This is a genomic window from Mucilaginibacter sp. CAU 1740 (assembly GCF_039839285.1).
Classification (GTDB): Bacteria; Bacteroidota; Bacteroidia; order Sphingobacteriales; family Sphingobacteriaceae; genus Mucilaginibacter.
The window spans coordinates 285,291-309,954 of sequence record NZ_JBDOQS010000002.1 but is presented as its reverse complement, the minus strand read 5'-3'; the positions used below and the strand labels follow the sequence as shown (position 1 = coordinate 309,954).

The 24,664-nt window shown below is 43.6% G+C and carries 15 protein-coding genes; 4 read left to right on the top strand and 11 right to left on the bottom strand.

What is annotated here, in order from left to right:
• The first annotated feature begins 248 nt into the window (after window positions 1–248).
• The 3 genes from AAFN85_RS05675 (at window position 249) to AAFN85_RS05665 (ending at window position 6,239) form a co-directional block, all read left to right on the top strand.
• Window positions 249–1,796 carry a sensor histidine kinase gene (locus AAFN85_RS05675; protein ID WP_347526037.1) on the top strand — a complete coding sequence of 516 codons (1,548 nt, stop codon included), beginning with the start codon at window positions 249–251 and terminating at the stop codon, window positions 1,794–1,796.
• A 165-nt stretch (window positions 1,797–1,961) separates the two neighbouring features.
• Complete coding sequence (locus AAFN85_RS05670) at window positions 1,962–4,250, top strand: histidine kinase dimerization/phosphoacceptor domain -containing protein (RefSeq protein WP_347526036.1); 2,289 nt, start codon at window positions 1,962–1,964, stop codon at window positions 4,248–4,250.
• Window positions 4,251–4,262: 12 nt separating this feature from the next.
• A complete protein-coding gene (locus tag AAFN85_RS05665) occupies window positions 4,263–6,239 on the top strand; it encodes a sigma 54-interacting response regulator (RefSeq protein WP_347526035.1) in 1,977 nt (658 codons plus the stop codon).
• 145 nt (window positions 6,240–6,384) lie between these two features.
• On the opposite strand, the gene AAFN85_RS05660 is transcribed toward AAFN85_RS05665, so the two are convergent.
• The 3 genes from AAFN85_RS05660 to AAFN85_RS05650 all read right to left on the bottom strand — a co-directional run bounded on the left by AAFN85_RS05660 (window position 6,385) and on the right by AAFN85_RS05650 (window position 8,962).
• Window positions 6,385–6,675: a hypothetical protein gene (locus AAFN85_RS05660; RefSeq protein ID WP_347526033.1), complete on the bottom strand. Its 291-nt coding sequence runs from the start codon at window positions 6,673–6,675 to the stop codon at window positions 6,385–6,387.
• A 321-nt stretch (window positions 6,676–6,996) separates the two neighbouring features.
• Window positions 6,997–8,295: a sugar MFS transporter gene (locus tag AAFN85_RS05655; RefSeq protein ID WP_347526031.1), complete on the bottom strand. Its 1,299-nt coding sequence runs from the start codon at window positions 8,293–8,295 to the stop codon at window positions 6,997–6,999.
• 22 nt (window positions 8,296–8,317) lie between these two features.
• Window positions 8,318–8,962 (bottom strand): carbohydrate-binding family 9-like protein, encoded by a 645-nt coding sequence (locus AAFN85_RS05650; RefSeq protein WP_347526029.1) that lies wholly within the window; start codon window positions 8,960–8,962, stop codon window positions 8,318–8,320.
• A 251-nt stretch (window positions 8,963–9,213) separates the two neighbouring features.
• Here AAFN85_RS05650 and AAFN85_RS05645 point away from each other — a divergent pair, with 251 nt between their 5' ends.
• Window positions 9,214–10,554 (top strand): FAD-binding protein, encoded by a 1,341-nt coding sequence (locus tag AAFN85_RS05645; RefSeq protein WP_347526028.1) that lies wholly within the window; start codon window positions 9,214–9,216, stop codon window positions 10,552–10,554.
• A 66-nt stretch (window positions 10,555–10,620) separates the two neighbouring features.
• Here AAFN85_RS05645 and AAFN85_RS05640 read toward each other — a convergent pair whose 3' ends face one another.
• From AAFN85_RS05640 to AAFN85_RS05605, 8 genes are all read right to left on the bottom strand, one after another.
• Window positions 10,621–11,052, bottom strand: coding sequence for an RNA-binding protein (locus AAFN85_RS05640; RefSeq protein ID WP_347526027.1), 432 nt, complete (start codon window positions 11,050–11,052; stop codon window positions 10,621–10,623).
• Between the two features lie 206 nt (window positions 11,053–11,258).
• A complete protein-coding gene (locus AAFN85_RS05635; protein WP_347526025.1) occupies window positions 11,259–13,715 on the bottom strand; it encodes a glycoside hydrolase family 31 protein in 2,457 nt (818 codons plus the stop codon).
• A gap of 246 nt (window positions 13,716–13,961) precedes the next feature.
• Window positions 13,962–15,353: an alpha-amylase family glycosyl hydrolase gene (locus tag AAFN85_RS05630; RefSeq protein ID WP_347526024.1), complete on the bottom strand. Its 1,392-nt coding sequence runs from the start codon at window positions 15,351–15,353 to the stop codon at window positions 13,962–13,964.
• 51 nt (window positions 15,354–15,404) lie between these two features.
• Window positions 15,405–16,484: a SusE domain-containing protein gene (locus tag AAFN85_RS05625; RefSeq protein ID WP_347526023.1), complete on the bottom strand. Its 1,080-nt coding sequence runs from the start codon at window positions 16,482–16,484 to the stop codon at window positions 15,405–15,407.
• A gap of 13 nt (window positions 16,485–16,497) precedes the next feature.
• Window positions 16,498–17,985, bottom strand: coding sequence for a RagB/SusD family nutrient uptake outer membrane protein (locus AAFN85_RS05620; protein ID WP_347526022.1), 1,488 nt, complete (start codon window positions 17,983–17,985; stop codon window positions 16,498–16,500).
• Between the two features lie 19 nt (window positions 17,986–18,004).
• Entirely contained in the window at window positions 18,005–20,959 is a 2,955-nt protein-coding gene (locus tag AAFN85_RS05615; RefSeq protein ID WP_347526021.1) for a TonB-dependent receptor, read from the bottom strand.
• Between the two features lie 513 nt (window positions 20,960–21,472).
• Window positions 21,473–23,167: a DUF6377 domain-containing protein gene (locus AAFN85_RS05610; RefSeq protein ID WP_347526020.1), complete on the bottom strand. Its 1,695-nt coding sequence runs from the start codon at window positions 23,165–23,167 to the stop codon at window positions 21,473–21,475.
• A 128-nt stretch (window positions 23,168–23,295) separates the two neighbouring features.
• The gene (locus tag AAFN85_RS05605) at window positions 23,296–24,534 is read right to left on the bottom strand and encodes a dicarboxylate/amino acid:cation symporter (RefSeq protein WP_347526018.1); all 1,239 of its coding nucleotides are present in this window, start codon (window positions 24,532–24,534) and stop codon (window positions 23,296–23,298) included.
• Window positions 24,535–24,664 lie beyond the last annotated feature (130 nt).

The following is a 24,664-nucleotide window of genomic DNA, read 5'->3' as shown; positions in this document are numbered from 1 at the left end:
AAATAAGGTAACAGATACCGAACATATTCGCCTCTCCGTATTTCGTTAGTTTTAACGAAACACACGATATTCCGCAGAGAAATCCGTTTCATTTAACTGTCGGTATCAGCAAAAACTAAACCTCATGTTAAAAACCGACTTAGCTTTTCCTTAAAAATGAGCCTTTTACCTATACAATTGCATTATCTACTAAATTGATAGCGTAACCATAGGTTATTGGCCTGCTTTGTGTATTTTAGTTATAAGTAATGAAGCTGTTATTTACCTTCGCGCTTGCCTGGCTTACACAATTATCCGTTTTGGGGCAATCAACCGCACCTAAAAATTTGGATGAGCAACTCCTCGCCCTAAAAAACAGCAAGCCGGATTCGTCAAGGGCCGCTTTACTATCATCCATTGCCGATACTTATACTGCACTCCATAAAAATGAAAAGGCTTTAAGCTATTTAAAGGAACTTGAAAATCAATTTCCGCCAAAAAACACATCTCAAACTACTAATTTATATACCCGGATGCTTAATGCCTCGGTATCAATAAATCAATACGCACAGGCAAAAAAATACGCCGGTAAACTTGAGCAAATTATTGACCGTACCGGTGAGCTTAACCTGCAGCAACTCCCGGTTTACAATTCGCTCATCCCCTACTATATAGCTACCAAACAATTTACCGAAGCCGATAAATATCTGCCAACCCATAACGAGTTGAGCAAAGCCAGTCACAACACGGCCAGCCTCGCCGAAAACAACCTCTGGCATTTTAAACTTGATTCGGCACAGGGAAACCACCTTGCAGCTCTGGCACATTTCCGCAGCTACGCTGCTTTAAAAGATTCGGTATTGGAACAAATCAAACGCAAACAAATAGCCAGCCTCGACGCGCAATACCACACGCAAAAGAAAGATAAACAACTCAAAGACCAGGAGTTAAATATCACCCTGTTAAAAAAACAAGACCTGCTGCAACGCAATCACCTTAAACAAGTCCGACTGATCCAGAACATAACCATAGCAGGGGCCGCGATATTGTTTATGCTCTCGGGAGTAATTTATAGCCGGTACAGGCTTAAACAAATAGCCAATCAAAAATTGCAGGCCCAGCAGGATGAGATCAATCATAAAAATGAAGTACTGCAAACACTTGCCCAGCAAAAAGATATACTATTGGATGAAAAAGAATGGTTGATTAAAGAGATCCATCACCGGGTAAAAAACAACCTGCAAATTGTGATCAGTTTGCTCAATACTCAATCGGCCTACCTTAATGATGATAAAGCGCATGCGGCTATTCGCGAAAGTCAGCACCGCATGCAATCCATCGCCTTTATCCACCAAAAACTCTATCAATCAGAAAGCCGGGCATTGATAGAAGCGCATGTTTATATCAATGAACTGATAGACTACTTGAGCCAAAGTTTTGACATAGGCAGACGGATCTGTTTTGAAAAGAATCTCACCGATCTTGAACTGGATGTTTCGCGCGCGGTGCCCATCGGTCTAATCCTGAACGAAGCCATAACCAATAGCATCAAATACGCTTTTCCTAATGAAATTGACGGCTGTATCAGCGTATCGTTATGTTGTGTGGAAGAAAACAGTTTCAGACTCAGCATCAGCGATAATGGAGTAGGCCTGCCCGATGGTTTTGAGATGGCCAAATGCCGAAGCCTTGGTATGAATTTGATGCGGGGCCTATGCAAGCAGATAGGAAGCAGCCTGATATTGAAAAATGATAATGGCGTAAGTATCAGCATTGATTTTAAAGATGAGAAGCTGTTTAAGCCTTATTTGAATTAACACGCCACCAAATGGCGAAATAAAGTAACCGCTACGAAATAAAGTAATCATAACCGCACTAATAAGCCATAATAAGCTCAAAAACAACAACATTACTCAAAGGCATATTATTTGTGCACATTAGATTTAACAATTAAAAAACGCTTCATTATTTGAAGCAGCATAATGGCTCATATTATAAAACGTTTCGGGTGGATATTTAAAACTTGCTTTGTAACCGGCATTTTGACCGGGGTTGTTTTTATTGGTATGGCGCAGCAGACATCATTACCTACATTAAAAGCGCAGCTACAAAAAAGCAAACCCGATAGCAACCGCGTTAAGCTATTCCTTCAAACCAGCGAATATTACCTCGCAAAAAATAAAACCGACAGCGTAAGGACTTACAGCCTTAAAGCCGAAAATTTAAGCAAGAGCATCAAGTACATCCAGGGACAGGGCGATAGCTATATTCTAACAGCCAAAGCTTTGAGTTTAAATAAAGACAAAGCTGGCTACCCGTTAATTCAAAAAGCTGTAGACCTGTTTATCGCCAATAAACTTTTTAAAAACGCGGCCAATGCCACTGTTGAACTGGCCCTACTACACGATCGCATAGAAGGCGAAGATTTTAACCGCAAAATAGTCTACTGGCAAAAAGTGGCTGACCTGTTTCACCAGGCAGGCGCTAAAGAACGCGAAGCCACCATCTTAAAAGAGGAAGGCGATTTTTTACAGGTGTTAGGTCGAAATGAAGAATCGCTGGCTGTGTTGAAAAAATCACTGGCCATTTACCAATCTATCAACTATAGCCGGATGCAGGGGATATATGATCTGCTTGGTGAGGTATACGGTGCGCTCGGTAATTATAAGGAAGCTATCCAAAACAGCTTAATGGCAGTAAAAACTGCCGAAGCAGTAAATGACACTACCTTGCAATTATGCGCTATTTATAACCATATTGGCCTTCTCTACTATTTCACCAAGCAATTTCCTGCGGCTCAGCGTTATTTTGAAAAATCGTTAGCTGTGGCCGAAAAGTATAATGATTACAATTCGATCATGCTATTAACCAACAACCTGGCAGTGATCTACCTAAAATATAATCAGTTTCAAAAAGCACTGGCGGTTTTAAAGAAGCTTGAAAAAAACAATCCACCTAAAACCATTAACGAGCGTGCTACACTTGATGCCTTACTGCTGAACACCTACGTATCTCTAAACCAGTATCCCGGAGCCAAAATATATTGCGACAGGCAGCTGGCTATTGAAAAACAGATTGAACAGCATAGTGGCCCGCAGGAGTTGGTTCAGCATGCTTTAGCTGTATTTTATATCAAATTTACGCAGGATAAGCCCGCACGAGAGCATATAGCACATTTCAGGGCGATAAGTGAGGAACACCATAAAACCGTAAACATAGCTAAATCATACCTGCTGACTTTCCAACTCGATTCTACAGAGGCCAAATATGCGGATGCCATTGTGGCCTACAAAAAATATACAGCCCTTAGCGACTCGCTGCTGAACGAGAAAAAAAGCCAGGAAATAGCGCAACTTGAAGTTCAATATCAAACAGAGAAGAAAGATCACGAACTGAAAATAAAAGAGCAAAACATACAATTGCTTACCAAGCAAGAACAACTGCAAAAAGCGAATATTGAGCAGGAACGCCTTACCCGCAACCTCATCATTGCAGGGGCTGCTTTACTGGCTTTACTACTCGCCTTAAACTATAACCGCTACCGTTTAAAGCAACGCATTAATAAGCAATTACAGGTGCAACAAAACGAGATCAGCCAGAAAAACCGCACGCTTACCAATTTGGTGGAAGAGAAAGACGGCTTACTGGAAGAAAAGGAATGGCTGATGAAGGAGATCCACCACCGGGTAAAAAACAACCTGCAAATTGTAATCAGCCTACTTAATACGCAGTCGAATTTTATTACTAATGATGTTGCTTTTAACGCCATAAGGGAGAGCCAGCATAGGATGCAGTCGATCTCGTTGATCCACCAGAAACTTTATCAGTCGGAAAATTTGGCTTTGGTGGATATGCAGGCTTATATTAATGACCTGGTCAATTACCTACGCGAAAGCTTTGATACCGGCACCCGCATTATTTTTGAAACAGATATCGTAGCTGCCGAATTTGATGTTACCCGCGCCGTACCTTTAGGTTTAATATTGAACGAGGCGATAACCAATTCGATCAAATACGCCTACAAAGATGGCCGCGAAGGTAAAATAACAGTGAGCATGCAATTAACAGATCATGACACCTACATGTTAACCGTACAGGACGACGGCCCGGGAATAAAAACAGATACCGATATCACCAAAAGCAAAACGTTGGGCATGAGCCTGATCAGGGGATTGAGCAAGCAGGTAGGCGGCACGTTTAAAATTGAAACCGATAACGGGGTTAAAGTGGCAGTTGAGTTTACTGCCGATAAATTTATTAAAGCGATTTAAATACATTATACCATGAGCCAAAGGATACTTATTGTTGAGGATGAATTTATAGTAGCCAACGATTTACAGTTTACGCTTGAAAAAGCGGGCTACGATGTTTGCGGCAGTGCCGATTCGGTTGAGGAAGCCAGAGACATCATCAAAAAGTATCGTCCGCAACTGGTTTTGCTTGATATCCATTTGCAGGGAACCTTAACAGGTATTGATTTGGCTAAAGAACTTGCCGAGCAGGATATTGCCTTTGTGTACCTTTCGGCCAATTCCAATCAAAAAATACTGGAAGAAGCCAAAGCCACCAATCCATACGGCTTTATGGTGAAACCTTTCCGCGAAAAGGATGTACTGGTAAGCTTGCAGATTGCGCAGTACCTGCACGAGCAAAACATGACCACCAAACGCAACAACGAACTGATGTTGCAAAACTCACTGAACGATATCTTAGCCGATTCGACAGATTGGGGCCAGAAGCTGCTGCGCATTGCCAAAGCCATGCAGCCGCACATCCCATTCGATTATTTGGCCATAGGCATGAAAAACCTTGATGCCGTGCCTTATGAGGGGTTGAGCTTTTTACGATTGAGCTTTAACGAATATCAAACCATCGGCATTGAAGAACTGCTGAATATAACCGGCCTTAAACGCAACGAACTATTAAGGCTACAGGAAGCGGAAGATGACGATAAGAAATCTGTTTTTTTTAATGGTGATGATTTTGTGAGGTTAACCCAGCAAAGCGGCGCAAAAAAACTGATAGCCAAAACTTTCCAAATGGCATCAAACATGGTTATGCATATTCCGGTTGCCGGTCGAGCGGGTTTCACCTTGTCATTTTACAGCCGTAAAGCTGATGCTTACGGTAATAGGCATTTAACGTTGGTTAATCGGTTGCAGCGCTCGCTTTCCGCAGCTATTGAGGGGATTTTGACTGATGCTAAAGTTACCGCGCCTAAGTCAGTAAATGCTCCGGAGGTAAAAGCGCCGGTTAAAGAAAGTGCACCGAAAGGCTTTGAAGGCATCATCGGCAGCAGCCACCTGATGCTTACCGCACTTGATCATTTAAGCCTGGTTGCACCAATGGAAACTTCGGTTTTGATTTTGGGCGAGAGTGGTACCGGTAAAGAACGTTTTGCAAAATGTATCCACAAACTATCACCGCGAAGCAAAAAGCAACTGGTGGTAGTTAACTGCGCTGCGCTACCAACACATTTGATAGAATCCGAACTGTTTGGTCATGAAAAGGGGGCTTTTACCGGGGCGGTTGAAAAACGCGCAGGTAAATTTGAGCAGGCATCGGGCGGCACTATTTTTTTGGATGAGATAGGCGAACTACCGCTCGAATCGCAAGCCAAGCTATTGAGGGTTTTGCAGGAAAAAGAAGTAGAGAAATTAGGCGGTAAGGAAACCATTAAGGTTGATGTGCGTGTGATTGCCGCAACCAACTGCAACCTCGAAAAAGAGGTGGCGGCAGGTAAATTCAGGCTTGATCTGTACTACCGCCTCAACATTTTCCCTATCCTGCTACCATCATTGCGCGAACGTAAAGATGATATCCCTGTTTTGGCCGAGCATTTTATCGAAAAATATTCTACCATGGCCGGGCGGCCAAAACTTACCCTATCCAAGCAAGCCCTTTCCGACCTAATGGCCTATAACTGGCCAGGTAACGTGCGTGAACTTGAACACCTAATTGAGCGCAATGTGCTGTTAACACGAGGTAATGTAATTGAAAGAATAATATTGCCGGGAGCTGCGGTTCCTGCTACCCCAATGGCTACCGCTGCAGCAGCGCCGGTTATTCTTGATGGCCAGCGTGTAAAATCAATTGATGAAAATGAGCGGGATTATATTTTGGCGGTACTGAAAAAATGCGGTGGACGTATTGCCGGACCGGGCGGCGCGGCGGAGTTACTGGATGTGCCTTCAACTACTTTAAATAGTAAAATGAAGCGGTTGGGGATTACCAGGAAGCATGTTTCGGGGGAGAATTGAGGTGTTCCTCTTTGTCATCCTGAGCGATAGCGAAGGATCTTCTTCGCCCTGTATAGCCGCTATGCATGTTGTAGAAGATCCTTCGCTATCGCTCAGGATGACAAAGACGTTTTGACAGGTAGGAAACAATGACGAGTGGTATTTATCAATTCGCCAAATACGATGGACAAACATCCTCAACCACCAACAGCCCTTTACCCCCATCCATCGTTTCAATGGTGTGAATGTATTTATACGTTTTGGTAAGCTGATCAAAACCCTGATCTATCACCTTGATATTGAGATCTGTTATCGGGAAATCTTCACTGTTTTGGAGGCAGCGGAGGCGTTGGTTATTCAACTGCAAAAAATCGTCCGTATAACCCTTGCCATGAAGGTCTATTACCCATTTAGTTAATGTACGGTTCAATTTTTTGCAAGTTTTCAAGCTTTTCATGGCACTGATTTTTAAGTTGTTAACATAAGTTTCCGGGGATTAGGTTAGCAAAAGTTATAAACTAATTTCCCGGTAGATGTTGTTCATTTCATCCTTTTAGTTCCAAGTATCGAACCAAAACCACAAACAACTAATTATCAACAGTTTAAATAAAAACCACTATTAAATTTATAACTATATTTCGTGATATCAACATTAAAAAACGAAATACAGTTAACCGTAACAACCTACTAAACAACTACATACCATAAGCACCAAATAAAACAGCCGGACAAATTGATTTTGCCCGGCTGTTTCACGTCGTATTTTCATTTGTTTAGATTAGCTTTTAACAACGGTAGTTTTACCTGCTTTATAGCCTGAAGTTGAGAAATAAAAGATAAACAGGTATATCGGTATCAGCATGATATAAGCTGATTGCGCAGAGAATTTTTCAGAAAAATAACCGTACAACGGTGGCAATACAGCGCCACCTGCAATACCCATTACCAGTAATGAAGAGGCTATTTTGGTAAACCTTCCCAAGCCAGACAACGCCAAAGGCCAGATAGCAGGCCACATCAGCGAGTTGGCCAATCCCAATAAAGCTATACAAAATACCGAAGCATAGCCATGGGTTAATAAGGTAGCTATAGTTAAAAGCACGCCTAAAATAGAAGATACAACCAATGCTTTTTGTTGTGTAATCACTTTAGGAATGCAGAACACGCCAAACAGGTAACCTACAATCATGGATACTAACGTACATGACGTAAAAAACTTAGCCGTTGATAGCGGGATATGCTGGGAAGTACCATAAAGCGAGATCGAGTCGCCGGCAATAACTTCGGCACCGACGTAAACAAACAAGGTGGCTACACCTAGCATCAAGTGTGGAAACTGCACAATGCTTGTTTTGTTGGTATTGGCAGCAGCTACGGTTTCATCCTCATGCTCCGTATTGATCTCGGGCAGGGATGAGAAATAGATCAATATAGCCAACAGGATAAGCACTACCACCATAATACCGTAAGGTAATATCACCCTCGCGGCAAGTTCGTTTAACTCAAGCGCTTTTTCGTCGGCGGTTAAAGTTTTCAGTTTTTCGGTTATGGCATCAATATTGGCAAGTACTACCGTACCTAAAATTACCGGGGCTAATGCACCTGCTATTTTATTACAGATACCCATAATACTGATACGCCTGGCGGCTGTTTCGGCCGGGCCTAAAATGGTGATGTACGGATTTGAAGCGGTTTGCAGTACCGTTAAGCCAGTTCCTTGCACAAATAGGCCAATTAAAAATATGCTGTATGTACGTGTCATGGCAGCAGGTATAAATATTACTGCACCAATAGCCATTACAAACAAGCCGATGGCCATACCATTTTTAAAACCAAATTTTTTGATGGTTTTACCTGCCGGGATCCCCATTACTACATAGGCAATGTAAAAGGCGGTGGTAACGAAATATGCCTCTTTGGTGCTTAACTCGCAGGCTATCTTTAAGTAAGGGATAAGCGTACCGTTCATCCAGGTTACAAAACCGAAAATAAAAAATAGTGCGCCAATGATCACGATCGGATTTATAGCCGATTTTTTTGTTGGCGAATCAATAACTGAACTTGCTGTTTGGGCCATACTGTATAGTTTTAGTTAGGGGTTAATCAAATATTAATTTGCCAAAAAATTGCGACAAATGAAAATCGGGATCTGGATTAGGGATATTGTTCCAGCTTAAAAAGTGAGGCTCGGGCAGGTCATCACCGCATTTAAAAAAATTCACCGCACATTGCTGTTGTTTTAGCTGGGTGATGTTATGGTGAATAAAAATTTCAAAAGGGATCAATAAAGTAAGTTCCCAGGTATTGAGCGCCTCGCTGCTATCAGCTAATTTAATATTGCTTAACGCTTTGATCTTTGCTACCTTATCGGCAGGTAGCTCTTCCCTGCCGTGCCTGTTAATGCCGTAACCAACCAGGGCTGTACCAAGAGCATTAAATTCAAGATTGTAGTAATTTCCATCGGCACCAAAACCGATAAATAATTCCACGCAGCTATCTCTATAAACGGGATCGTTAACAGCTGTATATACAACCGTAGTATGTTCCTCTTTTACAAAATATTTGAGTGCGATACCTTTATCCGTGTGACTAATAGCAAAGTTAACTTCGGGAAAATAGCCGGTTTCTGTCCACAATAAATTGTTGATAGGGTGTTTTTCAAGCAGATCAAGGGCCGCTGATATTTCGGATAAACTATTTCCGGTATCAGAAGCCGGAATGAATGAAGCGCGTAGTTCTTTCACCAATTATTATAAAATTACTTCAAATCAATTTATAAAAAATGTAGCTATAACCAATCATTCATTAAAAATCAGCAACAAGCACCATATTTTTTTACCAAAATAAGTAAAAAGTTTATAAAAAATTTCAAAATCTAAATTTACTTCTTAAAAAATTATAAAAACTATTACCTGCGCTATCTTTTTATCCTCTCCACAGAAAAACCTTTGCATTTGCGGTTAATTATTAACTAACTTGTATCAACCAATTAGTTATGAAAAGAAAAACTTTCATCAAATTAAGTTCTACCTTAATGGCAACTCCCCTATTATCTTCTTTCGAATCATGGGCACAACAACCGAGGTTGCAAAACTGGTCGGGTAATTTAACTTTTAGCACCGGTAATGTATTTTATCCCAAATCGGTTGAGGAGGTGCAGCAGCTAATCAAAAAGCATAGTAAAATAAAGGTACTGGGTACAAGGCATTGTTTTAACTCGATTGCCGATAGTAAGGATAACCTGCTTTCCACCAGGGATCTGAATAAAGTAGTATCATTAGATAAGCAAAACCATACCGTAACCGTTGAGGGCGGCATTAAATATGGTGAATTGGCACCTTATCTACATAAAGAGGGTTTCGCTTTACATAACCTCGCTTCATTGCCGCATATTTCGGTAGGAGGATCGATTACTACAGCTACGCATGGTTCCGGTGTTAAAAACGGCAATCTATCAAGCGCGGTTGTGGGTTTGGAAATTGTTAAAGCTGATGGAAATATCGTTCATCTATCTAAATCAAAAAACGCGGAGCAGCTTAATGCTGCCGTTGTTGGCTTAGGGGCTTTAGGAGTGCTCACGAAAGTAACGCTGCAAATACAGCCAACTTTTATGATGAAGCAGCATGTTTTCACCAGCTTGCCCATGAGCCAGTTAAAGCAACATTTTGAAGCGATAGTATCTGCAGGATATAGCGTTAGTTTATTTACCGACTGGCAAAGCGAGAGCATAAACGAGGTTTGGATCAAGAGCCGGATCGGCGTAGATAAAGATGAAAACCTTAAAGAGTTTTACGGTGCTAAAGCCGCCACTAAAAACGTGCACCCTATTATAGCACTCTCTGCCGAAAACTGTACCGAGCAAATGGGCGTTCCGGGGCCATGGTACGAGCGGTTACCGCATTTTAAAATGGGCTTTACACCCAGTAGCGGAAAAGAATTACAATCGGAGTTTTTTGTGCCCTTTAACCATGCGGTTAAGGCTATTCAGGCTGTTGCCAAATTAGGCAAACAGATAGGACCGCATTTGTTTATTACCGAGATCCGTACCATAGCCGCCGATGACCTGTGGATGAGCCCTGCACATAATCAAAAATCGGTAGCGATACACTTTACCTGGAAACAGGAAACCGAAGCAGTAATGAAACTGCTGCCGCAAATTGAAAAGGAACTGTCGCCGTTTAACGCCCGACCGCATTGGGGTAAGATCTTTACTATTCCGGCTAAAACATTGGCTGCACGTTACGAAAAAATGGCTGCCTTTAAAACGATGGTAGCCGAATATGATCCGCAGGGAAAATTCAGGAACCACTTTTTGACTAACGTACTGTATAGTTAAGAACAGGGCGGCTTCTCCTACGAGAGACGCATGTGATGCGTCTCTACATTAAAAATAAAATTCCGTTTACGGTTGTTGCCTGCGCGGACGTTTAGCCCTTACTGGTGCTGCTGCTTCCTGCTGCTCGTAACGGCTACTATTATTGTTGTTATCGCGCGGAAAGCGTGGTTTGTTGTATCCTTGTGGTTTTACTTTGTTAAATGCAGGTTTGGGTTTGGCAAATTGTTGTTGCTGCTGTCTGGCCAGGGGCTGATGTTTTTGTTCAGCTATTCGTACGCTTATCTCGCGTTCATCTATAGTTGCACCGTTCATCGCGTCGATAGCACGGTTGGCACCGGCCTCGTCGGTCATTTCCAAAAAGCCGTAACCTTTACTTATCCCGCTGTCTTTATCTGTAATTATACGCACAGAACTTACCGTACCGTAAGCGCTAAACAGTTCAACAAGCTCAACCTCTTCCATATCCCGCGGAAAACCCACGATAAAAAGCTTAATCATATACTATGTAATTGCAATAGGTGCTCAGAGAGCAAATATAGTGCACAAAAGTGGTTTGGCATACCGCTCAACTGTCAGATAAGGGGATATTTATAAAAAAAGCGCCCCGTATCTCACCCCGGGACGCCAATTTTACATTATTTGTATAATCAACCTGGCCGTTTAATCTCATATTGGCCATTATTTTCATTCAAATGTCATTTCAATTAGTAATCAAGCACTTGCTTTTGATTGGACAAGCCAAAACTTAGCTCCTGAACCTGAGCAGCGTCTCTTCTGCCGCCATTTGCACCCTGCGGATCGATGTTATTTACCGGTTCTATCATCGTATAATATCCTTGAGAAATCTTTATAGCTTTACTGTTTACCTTCATCTGTCCAAGCCCCGCGAAACCATGTAATACCAGTTTCACCGCCTTAAACTTGCTGACAAAATTGCCCGCCGCTTCCCCAATAGTTATTTTATGATGAGTTGGATCAAAGCTGATGGTACGCTTGTTGAAATCACTTTTCTCATAATTGTATGATTTGCCATCATCCTCATACAAAACAAATTCATTAGCTGTTTTGCCATTAAAGATGTGGAGCGAAAGCGTATCCGTCGGTGCCTCGGCAGTGGTTTGCACCAGCGATTGCATCGGGATAATGCTGCTTTCTTTTACAAATACCGGCAGATGGCCCATATCCAGAGGCTTGATAACCTCTTGCATGCCATGCAACTGCTCATCGTTGTACAGGTTATACCATTCTCCTTGTGGCAGATAGATTTTACCATACTCCTTAGTGCTCTCAAACGGCGCTATCAAAAACGCATTACCAAACATAAACTGGTTTTGAAAAGCCGGATCATAAATCTTACCATCAAAAGTATTCCCAATGGCCAGCGAACGCATAACAGGCATCCCCGTTTGTGTAGACTCATAAAAATTGGAATACATGTAAGGCAGCAGCTTGTACCTGAAATTGATAAAATTTCGACTGATCTCTAAAGCATCCTCGCCATAAGTCCACGGTTCGGATGATTTGGTATTGAGCTGTGTATGGTTACGATAGTAAGGAATAAAAGCACCAATCTGCATCCAGCGGGTAAATAAAGCGGTACTTGCGCCGCCGGTGAAACCGCCGACATCCATGCCAGTAAAGGATACGCCGCTTAAACCAAGGCTGTTCATCAGGCGTACGCCTAATAGCATATGGTTATCTTCGGCGCGGTTATCACCCGTCCAGATAGCCGAATAACGCTGCAAACCCGCATAACCCGAGCGGGTTAGTATGAACGGACGTTCTTTAAAATGTTCCCTCGCACCTTCATAGCTTGAGCGGATCATTTCCAGTCCGTAAACGTTATGTGCCTGCAAATGCGAGGTTTGCTGTCCATCAAAATCAAACAACACATTCGATGGCATTTTCTGGCCCCAGGTCGAGATCTCGTTCATATCGTTCCAGATGCCGCTTACACCGTTATCTGCAAAAAACTTAACCTGTTTACGCCACCAGGCACGACCTTTCTCGCTGGTAAAATCGGTAAAATTACACCAGCCAGGCCAAACCTGACCGGTATAAAATGTTTTATCGGGGTATTGAATAAACACACTGTCTTTAGCGCCGCTTTCATAAGCTGGTGCTCCTTTTTGTACCTTGATACCGGGGTCAACAATCACCGTTAGTTTAAAGCCAAGCTTGTTCAGCTTTGAGGTTAATTCCGGTGGATTTGGGAATCGTTGCTTATCCCAGGTAAAAAGCTGGTAATGATCCATGTAATGAATATCCAGCGTGATCCCATCGCAAGGGATCTGTTTTTCTCTCAGGGTTTGGGCGATCCGTAGCACCTCCGTATCCGGATAGTAGCTATACCTGTTTTGCTGATAACCCAGGCTCCACAATGGTGGCATTTTCATCCGGCCGGTTAAGCCGGTATATGATTGGATAATACCTGCTACATTTTTATTGTAGATAAAATAGTAATTCATCTCCCCGCCCTTAGCCGTAAACGATGAAAAGCGGTTGTTGCTGGCACCAAAGTTAAAATCGCTTTGATAGGTATTATCCATAAAAACCCCATAATTGAGGTTATGGTGGATGCCGATGTAAAACGGAATGGTTGAATAAATAGGATCCATATCAACCGCGTAACCAAAAGTATCCGAGTTCCAGTTGGTGTAGGCATTGCCTTTACGGTCAAGATTGCCCGTTTTTTCGCCAAGGCCGATAAAGCGTTCATCGGGCATCATGGTTTTATAAGTGGTTACCTCCTCGCCTACCCAGCCAGTGGTAAGGCCGGGTTCGTCCTGGTTAATGAGTTGCCCGCCCGCAGTATAATAAGCTATGCGGAAAGGTTTTTTGTAGATGACGGCCTTTAACGAATCGGTAAGTATCGTAATGTTTTCATCATTCTGGGTGATGCTTGTTTTGGTTTGCTGAGGCTGCGCGATAACCGCATAGGAAAAATCGCGACCTAAAGCTTTTTTATCAAGCCTTATTCTAATAACGGATGGCGAGTACACCGCGACCTTGCCGTATATGTTGCCCGCTTTAAAAGTTACATCCTGCCCGGCGATGGTAATGCCATCAACATTACCCGGCATCAGCACAGGCGATTGCGCCATGAGCTGTGATATGCTCATGGCCAGGCCCAGTATTAAAGTGATCTTTTTAAATTTCATGTATCTGTTTAAGAATTTGTGTCAAAACACATTTTTAGTCTTTAGTATCAATCGAAAAAATGTCATTTCGAAACGAGGAACGAGTGAGAAATCTTGTACGCCCTGTATCGCCGCTATGCTTTATCGAACTTGCGTGGCGGCTCGGCAGGGAGTACAAGATTTCTCTTTCGCCCCACCGCACTGCCCCTCCCACTGCTCTATCGAAATGACATTTTTATTTAAAACATTTAAATGCGCTATCGACGATTATTGTGTTAAAACCATATGTTGATACGGTTGTAAAGTCAGCGTACCGCTTAATGACACCGCGGCACCTGTAAAAGCGTTCTTCCACGAAGTAGCGTTTAGCCCGGCAGGTACCGTGTAAGTAACCGTGCTGTTTTTCAAATTAGCTACAACCAATACTTTCTCTTTACTTGTTGATTTGGTGAACACAGCAACATCATCACTGCTGTAAGTAGCCAGATCACCATTGCGTACTGCATCGCTGTTTTTACGGAAGTTGATGATCTTTTTGTATTCGGCTGTCATGTCGGGATTGGTGCTCCAGTCTATCGGGGTTTGGTAGAAAAAGTCGATACCGCGGGTGCAGCCAACTTCCTGACCGTTGTAAATCATCGGCACACCTTTCATGTAGGCACTAACTAAAAACGCGGCCATCGATCCGGTTTTGCCGCCGTATAGGGCTATCGGATTGCCATCGCTGTTGTACACATCATGATTGGTAATATACCTCACCACCTGCGAACCGGCGAAAGCGCCCGAATACTCGCTGGTGTTTAAAGCCGAAAGCTGTGTAACCGAGCCATTGTTACCATAAATCTTGTTTTCCAAACCACCGTACCAGGCCATGCCGTATTCCAGCTGAAAACCTGCTTTAAAGTGGTCATTACGGGTACCTTCTGCAAACATCAACAGTTTGTGGGTGGTGATGGCTTTCATGGCATCATTGGCCTGTTTCCAAAAATCAAAGGGGACAAAATCGGCAGCATCGCAACGGAAACCATCGATATTGGCATTGTAAACCCAGTATTGCATGGCATCTATCATAGCTTTGCGCATGTCCTGGTTGGTATAATCAAGGGCGGCAACATCTGTCCAATTGGTGCCGGGAGGCGGGATAATATTGCCGCTTGCATCCTGCTTATACCATTTTTTATTGCTGATCCAGGCGTTATCCCATGAGGTATGGTCGGCAACCCAATCCAGTATTACTGCCATATTTTTGCTGTGGGCGGCATCTACCAGGGCTTTCAGGTCGTCCATGGTACCAAACTCGGGATTAACGGCTTTGTAATCTTTAACGGCATAGGGAGATCCTAAGCCCCCGGCCGATTTCAGTACGCCAACCGGGGTAACCGGCATCAGGTAAACTACGTTCACGCCCAGCGCCTTGATCGAATCCAATCGGGCGGTAACGCCTTTCAGCGAGGCATCGTTACTAAATGCGCGGATATTAACCTGGTAAATAATAGCATCCTGCGTGTTGGGCACACCGGCAAACGGCGTACCGTATTGCGTGTATGGCGTGCTATTAACCGGCGTATTGTTGTTATCTTTTTTACAGAAACTGAATAACGAAACAAGGCAAATAAGCAGGGCATTGATCATGATAGTACGGGTGGTTTTAAATTTCATCTCAACAGAAATTAAAGCAAGGCAGCACCCCGCGGCGCTGCCTTAACATGTTTAGTTTTTATGTAAGGTGTACTTGTAATTATTGGCGTCGTGCAGATCGAGCGTGATGGTATAATTACCACTCGATGGCACGGTGAGGTTATCAAGGCTACCGTTATAGCCATACACCGGGCTATCGGCATAAGTAAGTTTTCCATCCTTGGTGATACCGAAATCGATATTCCAGGCATTGTTGGCCCTGAATTTGAATGATCCGGATGCCGACATATCGCAGGTTACAGTCCAAACCTGTTTGGCAATGTCGTAAGTCAGTTGGGTATCGGTGCTCCATCCTCCTGGCGAGGCATCACCTAAAATACTCCAAGTTGTTTTGGTATAAGTCCAGGTGAGGTTATTGGTATTGGCCGATAGCTCGTAGTAACCGGCCTCGGGCAGTACCAGATCTCCGGCTAAACCATCGGTTGATAGTTTGCCACCGCCTGCGTAACCGTAGTTAATGTGGTTCCAGTCCTTATCGCTGGTAAACTTAAAGTGATAAGTTCCGCCAGCCGGGAAATAAACATAACCCTCGTAAATTTTATTGGATTGTAAAGCCACAATGGATGGTGCCGTACCCGGCGACCAGCCCTGGTAATCGCCAGGAACATACAATGCAGGGAAACCGGTAAACACCTGGTAAGGACTGATAGTTATAGCCAATCCCTTGGTGTAGGTATTTCTATCCATGGTAGCCTGTGTTCTGAAAACCAGCGTGCCGGTAGTGTTTGGTTCGATGCCCATGGTTATCGCAAGCGTATTCAGATCTGAACCTTTGTATGATTTGGATAGCACATCATCGCCAACAACAAAATTCTTGGCGTTAGCCCAGGCGGTAGTGCCCACGGTATCTGCCGGAACATCAACCTGCAAAGTATAAGTTACAGCCGCTTTGATAGGAAATTTTACCGCAGGCCACGAAAAGGTGATTACCGAGGCATCATCAGTAGCGGCCGAAAGTGCTACCGTACCTGTTGATGCCTTGATATATGAATCAAAACCTACAGGTTGCAATACGGTTAGTTTGGCATCCTTTTTACAGCCAAAGGCGATGCAGGATACCAGTATTATGCTGAAATTGATTAATTTTTTCATAATGTGATAGGATTTAGTAGCCTGGATTTTGTTTTAAGCCGGGGTTAGCGTTAAGCGCGCTGGTAGGGATCGGGAATAGTTTCCTGAAATCGCCCACGGCAGGTACAAAGCCATGCGCCAGGGTAAACTTGTTAAACCTGATCATATCCTGTCTGCGATGACCTTCCCAGTTTAGTTCAAAACCGCGCTCATCATAAATATTGTCCAGCGTTGGATTGCCTGCCAAAGCACTTAAGCCTGCACGTACCCTCACTTGGTCAATAAATGGTTTAGCCGCAGCCCCATTACCCAAACGAACATTACATTCGGCCTCCATCAACAGGATATCCGCGTAGCGATAAATAGGAAAATCGTTCGATTCGCCGCTGCCATCCGCCGGTTTTGCCGGGAAAAATTTGATGTTGCGGATCCCCTCATTCGGCCCGGCACCTGGGTTATCCAGCGAAGAAACATCGGCAGTATAAGTAACACCGCCAGCCTGCGATCCTACTAAAAATTGTTTCCTGCGGATATCATTGGCATCGTACTTATCATAGTACTCTTTAGGTACAATAGTACCGTTCCAACCGCTGAAACCGATCAATGCTAAGCCGTTAGCGCCGTTCAAACTGCGGATGGTGTAGATATTGCGCGATACAATGTTTTCGGTAACATAAATAGCTAGGATAGTTTCATCATCGGGCAGTTTGTCGCCAAAAAGTTCATAGTACTTGCTTCCTACCGGGTTGGTGGCATCAATATCGCCAGGGTGAAGTGAATAACCGCCGGATGTAACTTTGGCACAAGCGGCCAAACACTCCGTCCATTTAGCTGTGCCTGTGTACACTTCGGCATTTAAATATACTTTGGCAAGAAAGGTATAGCCCGCCCATTTGTTAAAACGGCCATAATAAACGCCCCCTTTGGTTTCGGATAGTTTATCAACGTTTTCGGTCAGTTCCTTTACTATAAAATCGTAAACATCCTTCCGTTTTGTTTGGGGGATCTTATCAACCGTTACATTATTACTGGTATAAAAAGGTACGTCGCCAAAATCATCAATCAATAAATAATAAAACCAGGCGCGCATTACTTTCGCTTCGGCTATTTTTGATTCGTCGGCTTTGGCCTGGGTTAACTGATCAATAGCTAAATTGGCGGTATAAACCGATTTATAAAGCCAGGCCCAGGTGTTGCCAATAATTAAATCGCTTGGCAACCATTGGCGCTGGTAAAGGCGCGCAAAATCAAGCTGCCAATCGCCGGTTGTACGGTGCGGGATCACCTGCTCATCTGATGAAAAGCAGTTCAGATCGTACCAGCCGTTATCAGCACCGGCGTAGCCTACCCCGTTCCAGTTGCCACCCACCTGCGAGTAAACGCCGGCAAGCGCCACATCGGCCCCTTTGGCCGAGCCGTAAAACTGATCGGCAGGGTATTTATCGTATACATTTTCACTAACCTTGGTGCAGCTTGCAGCACCAAGACCAATAATTAAAATGCTTGTTAATATCTTTCTCATGTTCTCTGTCCTCAATTAATTATTTCAACACTACATTTAAACCAAGGGAAAAGGTGCGTGTGCGAGGGTAAATACCATAATCACCGCCCGATCCGCTTCCGCCGCTTACGTTAAGCTCCGGGTCGATACCGGTGTATTTGGTGACAACCAACAGGTTTGTACCCGTAACCGATACCCGCAACGAGCTGATGTATTTGATATGGGCCGTGTTGATACGGTAACCAAACGAGAGGTTTTCCCAACGGAGGAACGAGCCGCTTTCCAACCACAGGTCTGAGCCATATTGCGAGGTATATAAACCCGTTGGCACAGCGCTTTGCAGTACGTTTGCTTTACCCAAATTTTCGAAATAGCTTAATTGTGAGCGGATCTGGTTATAGATTTTGTTACCGCCCGAACCACGCCAAACCATCGAGGCGTCGAAGTTTTTATAGCTGAAGCTCGGTGTAAAACCGTAGGTATATTTAGGCGTAGCCTGGCCTTCGATAACCCTATCCGCACTCATATTGCCCTGGTCAATAACACCATCTTTGTTCTGATCGACAACTGTTTCGGCATTGGCGGCATCTTTACCGGCATGTTTCAGGATATAGAAAGTGCCAATAGGCTTGCCCTTAATGAGGTATGAATTTGAGCCCCAGCCCACATAATCGGTATTCAACGGCACACCACCTATCGATCCGCTTAAGTTAAGCACCTTGTTTTTAAGCAATGAGCCATTGCCCGCCAATGTAAGCGTGGTATTTTTGGTTTTGATAACCTGGTAGCTCAGCGTTAATTCCAAACCGCGGTTAAGCAGGCTGCCCACATTGGCGGCTATGCTTGGGTACGGATAAGGAGGCTGAGGCACGGTATAGTTAAACAACAGGTTATCAGTTGTAGCGGTGTACGCATCGATAGAGCCGTTCAGACGGTCGTTAAGGGTAGTAAAGTCGATACCGATGTTGGTTTGCTTACGGGTTTCCCATTTCAAATCGGGGTTGGCATTCTGACTGATCACAAAGTTGGTGATCTGCTGACCGCCAAAATAGGTGACACCTGCATAGCCCACCAACTGCAATGAGTTTTGCGGAGCAAGCCCCTGCTGGTTACCTGTAATACCCCAACCGCCACGCAGTTTCAGGTTGCTGAATACATGCTGATTTTTCAGGAAAGATTCTTCAGTTAATCTCCAGGCTACCGATGCCGATGGGAAATTACCCCATTTATTGTTAACCCCAAAAACAGATGAACCATCGCGCCTGTAACTGGCAGTGAACAGGTATTTATTTTGGAACGAGTAATTTACACGACCTAAGTACGATACCAGCTTCCTGTCGTTTTTGTAGGATGACATATCGCCGGGGGTAACTTTACTCAAATCCCCAAGTTGCAAGGCGTTGTAGGTAGCAATATCATTGATAAAACCTTTGGCCTGCGCGAAGTTGCCGTTGTAAGTTTGCCCCTGCCACTCGTACACGGCTATCGCATCCAGGTGGTGTACGCCGAAATCTTTTTTGTAGTTCAGGCTGATATCCATCAGGCGTTCATCCTGGTGGTAGTTGCTGATGTTAGCAATACCCTGGTTATCGATGGCCGATGCCACGGTAGATTCGGCAGGGAGATAATAACCCGTATTGCCATCCACCTTGCGCCAGCTGCCAAACCAACCGGCAGTTAAGCCTTTAGTTAATTCAATATCGGCCTTTAAACTACCAAACAGGTTGTTGTTTTTTACATTGTTAACGACAGTTTGGGCAACCGCATATGGGTTAATGTATTGAAACACGTTAGGATCAGTATAATAAGTACCATCGGTATTATAAACCGGATCTGTTGGTCGCGTTACATAAATATTGCTGAACAGATTTGAGGTAAATGCCGCGCGCCCAATACTTGGCGGACTGTAATTGGCATTATCAATCCCGTTGTTCAAATTCATGGTAAGCGTTAACTTATCATCAAGCGCTTTTTGAGTAGCCTGGATCCTGCCGATATAATTTTTGTAATTAGAGTTGATCACGATACCATTTTGCAAAATGGCACTGATTGAAGCCCGGTAGTTAAACCCATTGGCCCCACCACCAAAAGAAAGTGTATGGTTTTGAGTAACACCATTACGCGTAAGCAGGTTATACCAATCGGTGTTAGAACCGTGATTGGCCGATGCAGGTACGCCGTAAAGCTGGGCCTGTTGCCACCACTGGTCGGCATTTAGCATGTTTAGCCTTTTAGAAATTACATCGAGTGATGAGTTTTCGTTGTACTCTACCGTGCTGGTGCCATTCTTGTTCTTTTTAGTGGTAATGATGATCACACCCGGTGCACCACGCGAGCCGTAGATAGCCGTTGCCGATGCATCTTTCAAAACATCCACAGATTCAATTTCGGAAGGAGGAACCTGTTTTAGCAGGTCCATATTGCCCTGTACCCCATCAACCACAACAAGCGGATCATTACCACCAATAAGCGATGTAATACCACGGATCCGCACGCTTGGTGCTGTACCAGGCTCGCTGCCGGTTTGGGTTACGCTCACGCCTGCCGCCTTACCTGCTAATTGTTGTAAAGGGTTGGTGATTGGGCCAGGATTCAGATCTTTCGCCCCCAGATTGGTAACGGCACCCGTTAAATCAGTTTTACGTACCGAACCATAACCGATAACTACAACATCGGCCAATGATTTTGAGTTGGGTACCAACTTTACAGTTACCGGTTGATTGGCGTTGATCACCTTTTCGGCAGTTTCATAACCAACAAAAGTGATGGTAACCGTTACCGATTGCGCACCGCTTTGCTGAATGGAGAATACACCATTGTTATCCGTAACGGTAGATGTATTGGTTCCCTTAATGCGAATAGTGGCACCGGGTAGCGGACCATTAAGCTCATCAACAACCTTACCTGTAAAAGGACTTTTTTGTGCGAAGGCTGTAATTACGAGCGTTAAAAACAGCATGGTTAAGCCATACTTAAATAAGTAAACTTTGTTCATATAATTGGGTTTAAAATTGGTTTGTTCGCCTCCCGGCAGGTTTGCCGTTTGGGTTTATCAAAGTAAGAGTGCTTTGAAATCAAAAACAATGAATATGAAGGGCGATATTAAAAATACGGGAAGGATAACCATCGTAAATAATTGACAATAAATTATTTATATCAGATTACAAACAGAGGATATATAGATTTTTGTGGGGAGGAATATGGACAAGAATTGAACAAGCACCTACAATTAAGATAAAAGATGGTGATTTTTAGCTCGCAAAGGCGCTAAGCCGCAAAGAGGTTTTTTAGTTTTTTTGATGTAGAGACGCATCACATGCGTCTTCCGTAGGACAGGCGACCTACCAAATAATTTTGCTGCATACTTGTGCTGGGAGAAGATTTATTTTTATGTTATGCATGAAGACTCTTTGCGACTTCTCTTCCCTTGCGCACTTAAAGTCTCGAACCATGTATAAAAAAACTTTGCGTCTTCGCGACTTTGCGAGAGAAGATTCTGCAACAGCCCCTACGCCAGGTCCGGCACTTCCTTAACCGCCTTGATCAGCATAATGCGGTCTTCAAATTCATCGTTAGGGACAAATGATTTATTCTTAACCTTGGTTTTGTAGGTATAAATGGTATTAACAGAATAGTTTAAAATTTTGCCGATGCTTTCGTTATCATGAATGCCCAAACGGATCAACGCGAAAATGCGGAGTTCACTATTAAGCAACTGGCCTTCGTTTAAGTGCACTTTATGCGCATCATCAAACAAAGCATTAAAATCCTGCACAAAACCGGGGAAGATATTTAAAAACACCTTATCAAAACTGTGCGACAGGCTTTCCCGTTCCGAATCGGGATTGATGCGGTTCAGGGCCATCAGCACTTCTTCGTAACGTTTTTCTTTTACTTTTTTTTCGATAGATTTTTTCAGCCTGTCTATCTTTTCGATATAGGTTGAATTGATATTGAAAAAGTAGCCGATATACTCGTCCTTGATCATGTTTGCCTCATCCAGTTTTGCATTAAACTGCGAGAGTTTACGATTGGCGCTATCCAAATGATTGTTTGCCTTAACTAACGAGTTATTTGCCTCATTCAGGTCATTGTTTTTATTGATGATGATCTGATCGGCAATGCGGAGTTTTTTAAGTTGCTTGGATACGATGAATGCAAATACAATTACAATAATAACCAGGCCGGTAATGATAGAAGCATAGATCATCAACGAACGCTTTTGCTTTTCTATCCCGCTGATCTGCTCACTTTCAATAATGGGCATAATAATGCTGATCTGCGCCTCGCGGTGCCTCGCGCCATAAAGAATGGCATCATCAATAGCCAGGTTAATGTACCAATAAGCGGTTTCAATATCGTTATTCTTGATCCTATCGGCCAGGTTAGTTAACGCTACCGACTCTTTGGTAGAATGTGTATTATCGATAATGGCCGATTTGATGAGCAGCGGCAAACTCAGGTCTTCATGCCCTAAAGCATGGTAAACAAAACTTAGGCAGCTGTAATTAATAGCGCTGTCCTGATAGGTTTGTTCAAAACGTAAAAGTTTTTGATAAGGCTCAACAGCAGCCTTATAATCATGGGTGCGCAAAGCTTTTATCCCGTAAGCCGAAAGGTATTCGTACGAATCGGGTTTATATTGATGCATGATCGAATCGCAGTACATTAAACCCGCCTTGCTGTACTGATCATAATAATCCCCTATCCTATCAAAATCGGCCAGGTCAAAATTGCTGCGTACTTGCAAAAACAGGTATTCGTAACGTTGTTTATCGTTCAGGTATTTGATATTTACTTTGCTCAGCGTATCCAACCCTTCCTTAAACATCCCGGCAGATACCAGCACAAAACCCATATTTACACGGGCGTAGTTTATTTTATTTTGATCTTTAAGTTGATAGGCTGTAGCGTTTAGCTTTTTGCTGTAAACATAAGCCGAATCATGAATGAACGACTTATAAGCATTGAACAAGCGTTGGTAATTGTTGTACCTATCCGGGATTGAAGCGTAGTTTTGGTTAAGATCAGCTTTTAGTTTTTTGATCTCGTCCTGCTTTTGGTTATCATACTTTGTCCGGTTTTCTAATACCCTGTTCAATACTTTTTGCAAGCTATCCGCATTATCAGATGCCGTTACCCGCATAACCGGTAAAAGCAGGCAAAACGCAATAAAGCAGATGATATGGTTCCGGAGATTCAAAGTTTAATTATTGGAATGGGTACGAATACCAAAGTTAAGCAATTCCGGCATACTTGGAAAAACATCGGATAATAGTGTTTGGAAACTACATCAGTAAACTAATTACCCTCATTTATCAGGAGCGTATTTTAAGATTGATTGGTTATTGGGGCAGACCTTGCCGCCCAGTTCTTCCCTTCCGCAAACCGCGCCACTAACATACCCGCTACTGTATCGCCGGTCGCATTCAATAAGGTAGCCATGGGATCAACGAGGGTGCCTATAATAATAGCAGGAGGAAGCGCCTCGGGCGGGAAGCCATAAGCCGATATAAACAGCAATTCACCTATGTAACCACCGTTAGGGATACCGCCCTCCACAAGGCTCACCAAAACAGTCATGGCAAGCGCAATGATAATGGTTTGTGGGTTATCAAAGCTTTTCCCAAACAAGGCGAAAACAACGGCCATTTTTACGATGGATGATATACTCGAGCCTTCTTTATGCAGTGTTCCGCCTAAAGGAATGGTAATGTTAGCAATAGCGTCAGAGATGCCCATCTTTTTCGCCGCGTCCATATTGGCCGGGATAGTGGCTATACTGCTGCATGTACCCACCGCTGTAGCCGATGGAATAATATTATTGCGCCAGTAACGCTTAAACGCGCCAACACCACCCGCTATAAAAGCATATAAACTGAATATCACCAGGTAATAGAAAGCCCCTACACTGTAATAAACCGCCATTGATCGTGCATATCCCCCAAACAATTGCGGCCCGAATACGCCAACCTGGTAAGCGAAATAAGCACCCAAACCAATTGGCCCCATTTTCATGATGAGTACGAAAATGTTTTTAAACACCTCGTTACCGCTATGTATAAAAGCAGCGAATGGTTTGCCTTTTTCGCCCGCGTTTAAAATGGCGAAGCCGGTAATTACCGCGAAGATGATCATCGCAAGCATGCTTTTGCGGGATAATAACTGGAAAAATTCGCTGGTGGTAAAAAGACTGGTAAGCTGATCGCCGAAAGGTTTTTTGGTGATAGCCTCGGTAATAGGGCTGGCCACCAAATGTTGATGGATAGGGAATATTGAAATAGCTATGATGGTAACTATAGCTGCAACCAACACTGTACCAACAAATACAGCCGAAGTAATGCCCAACAGCCTCCCAAGCTTTTGCGAACTATCCAGCCCGGCAATGGCCGATGATATGGCAAAAAACACCAATGGCACAACGGCGGTGAACAGCAGGTTAAGGAAAATATCTCCAACGGGTTTGATCACTTCAACCTTGTTGCCTAAAACCGCACCGGCAATGCTGCCTATAATAATGCCTGTTATAAGCAGGATAATGCCTTTGTAATTTTTAAACCAGCTATTCATTGTGCTAAGATAATTGTTAGGTTTTGTTTTGGTACAGATAATTACACCGACAGTTGTGATTGTGACGGGTGAATAGCAATAGCCGCCCCTGCATAGTTGGACGAGGCACCTACGGAGCCGAACCTGAACG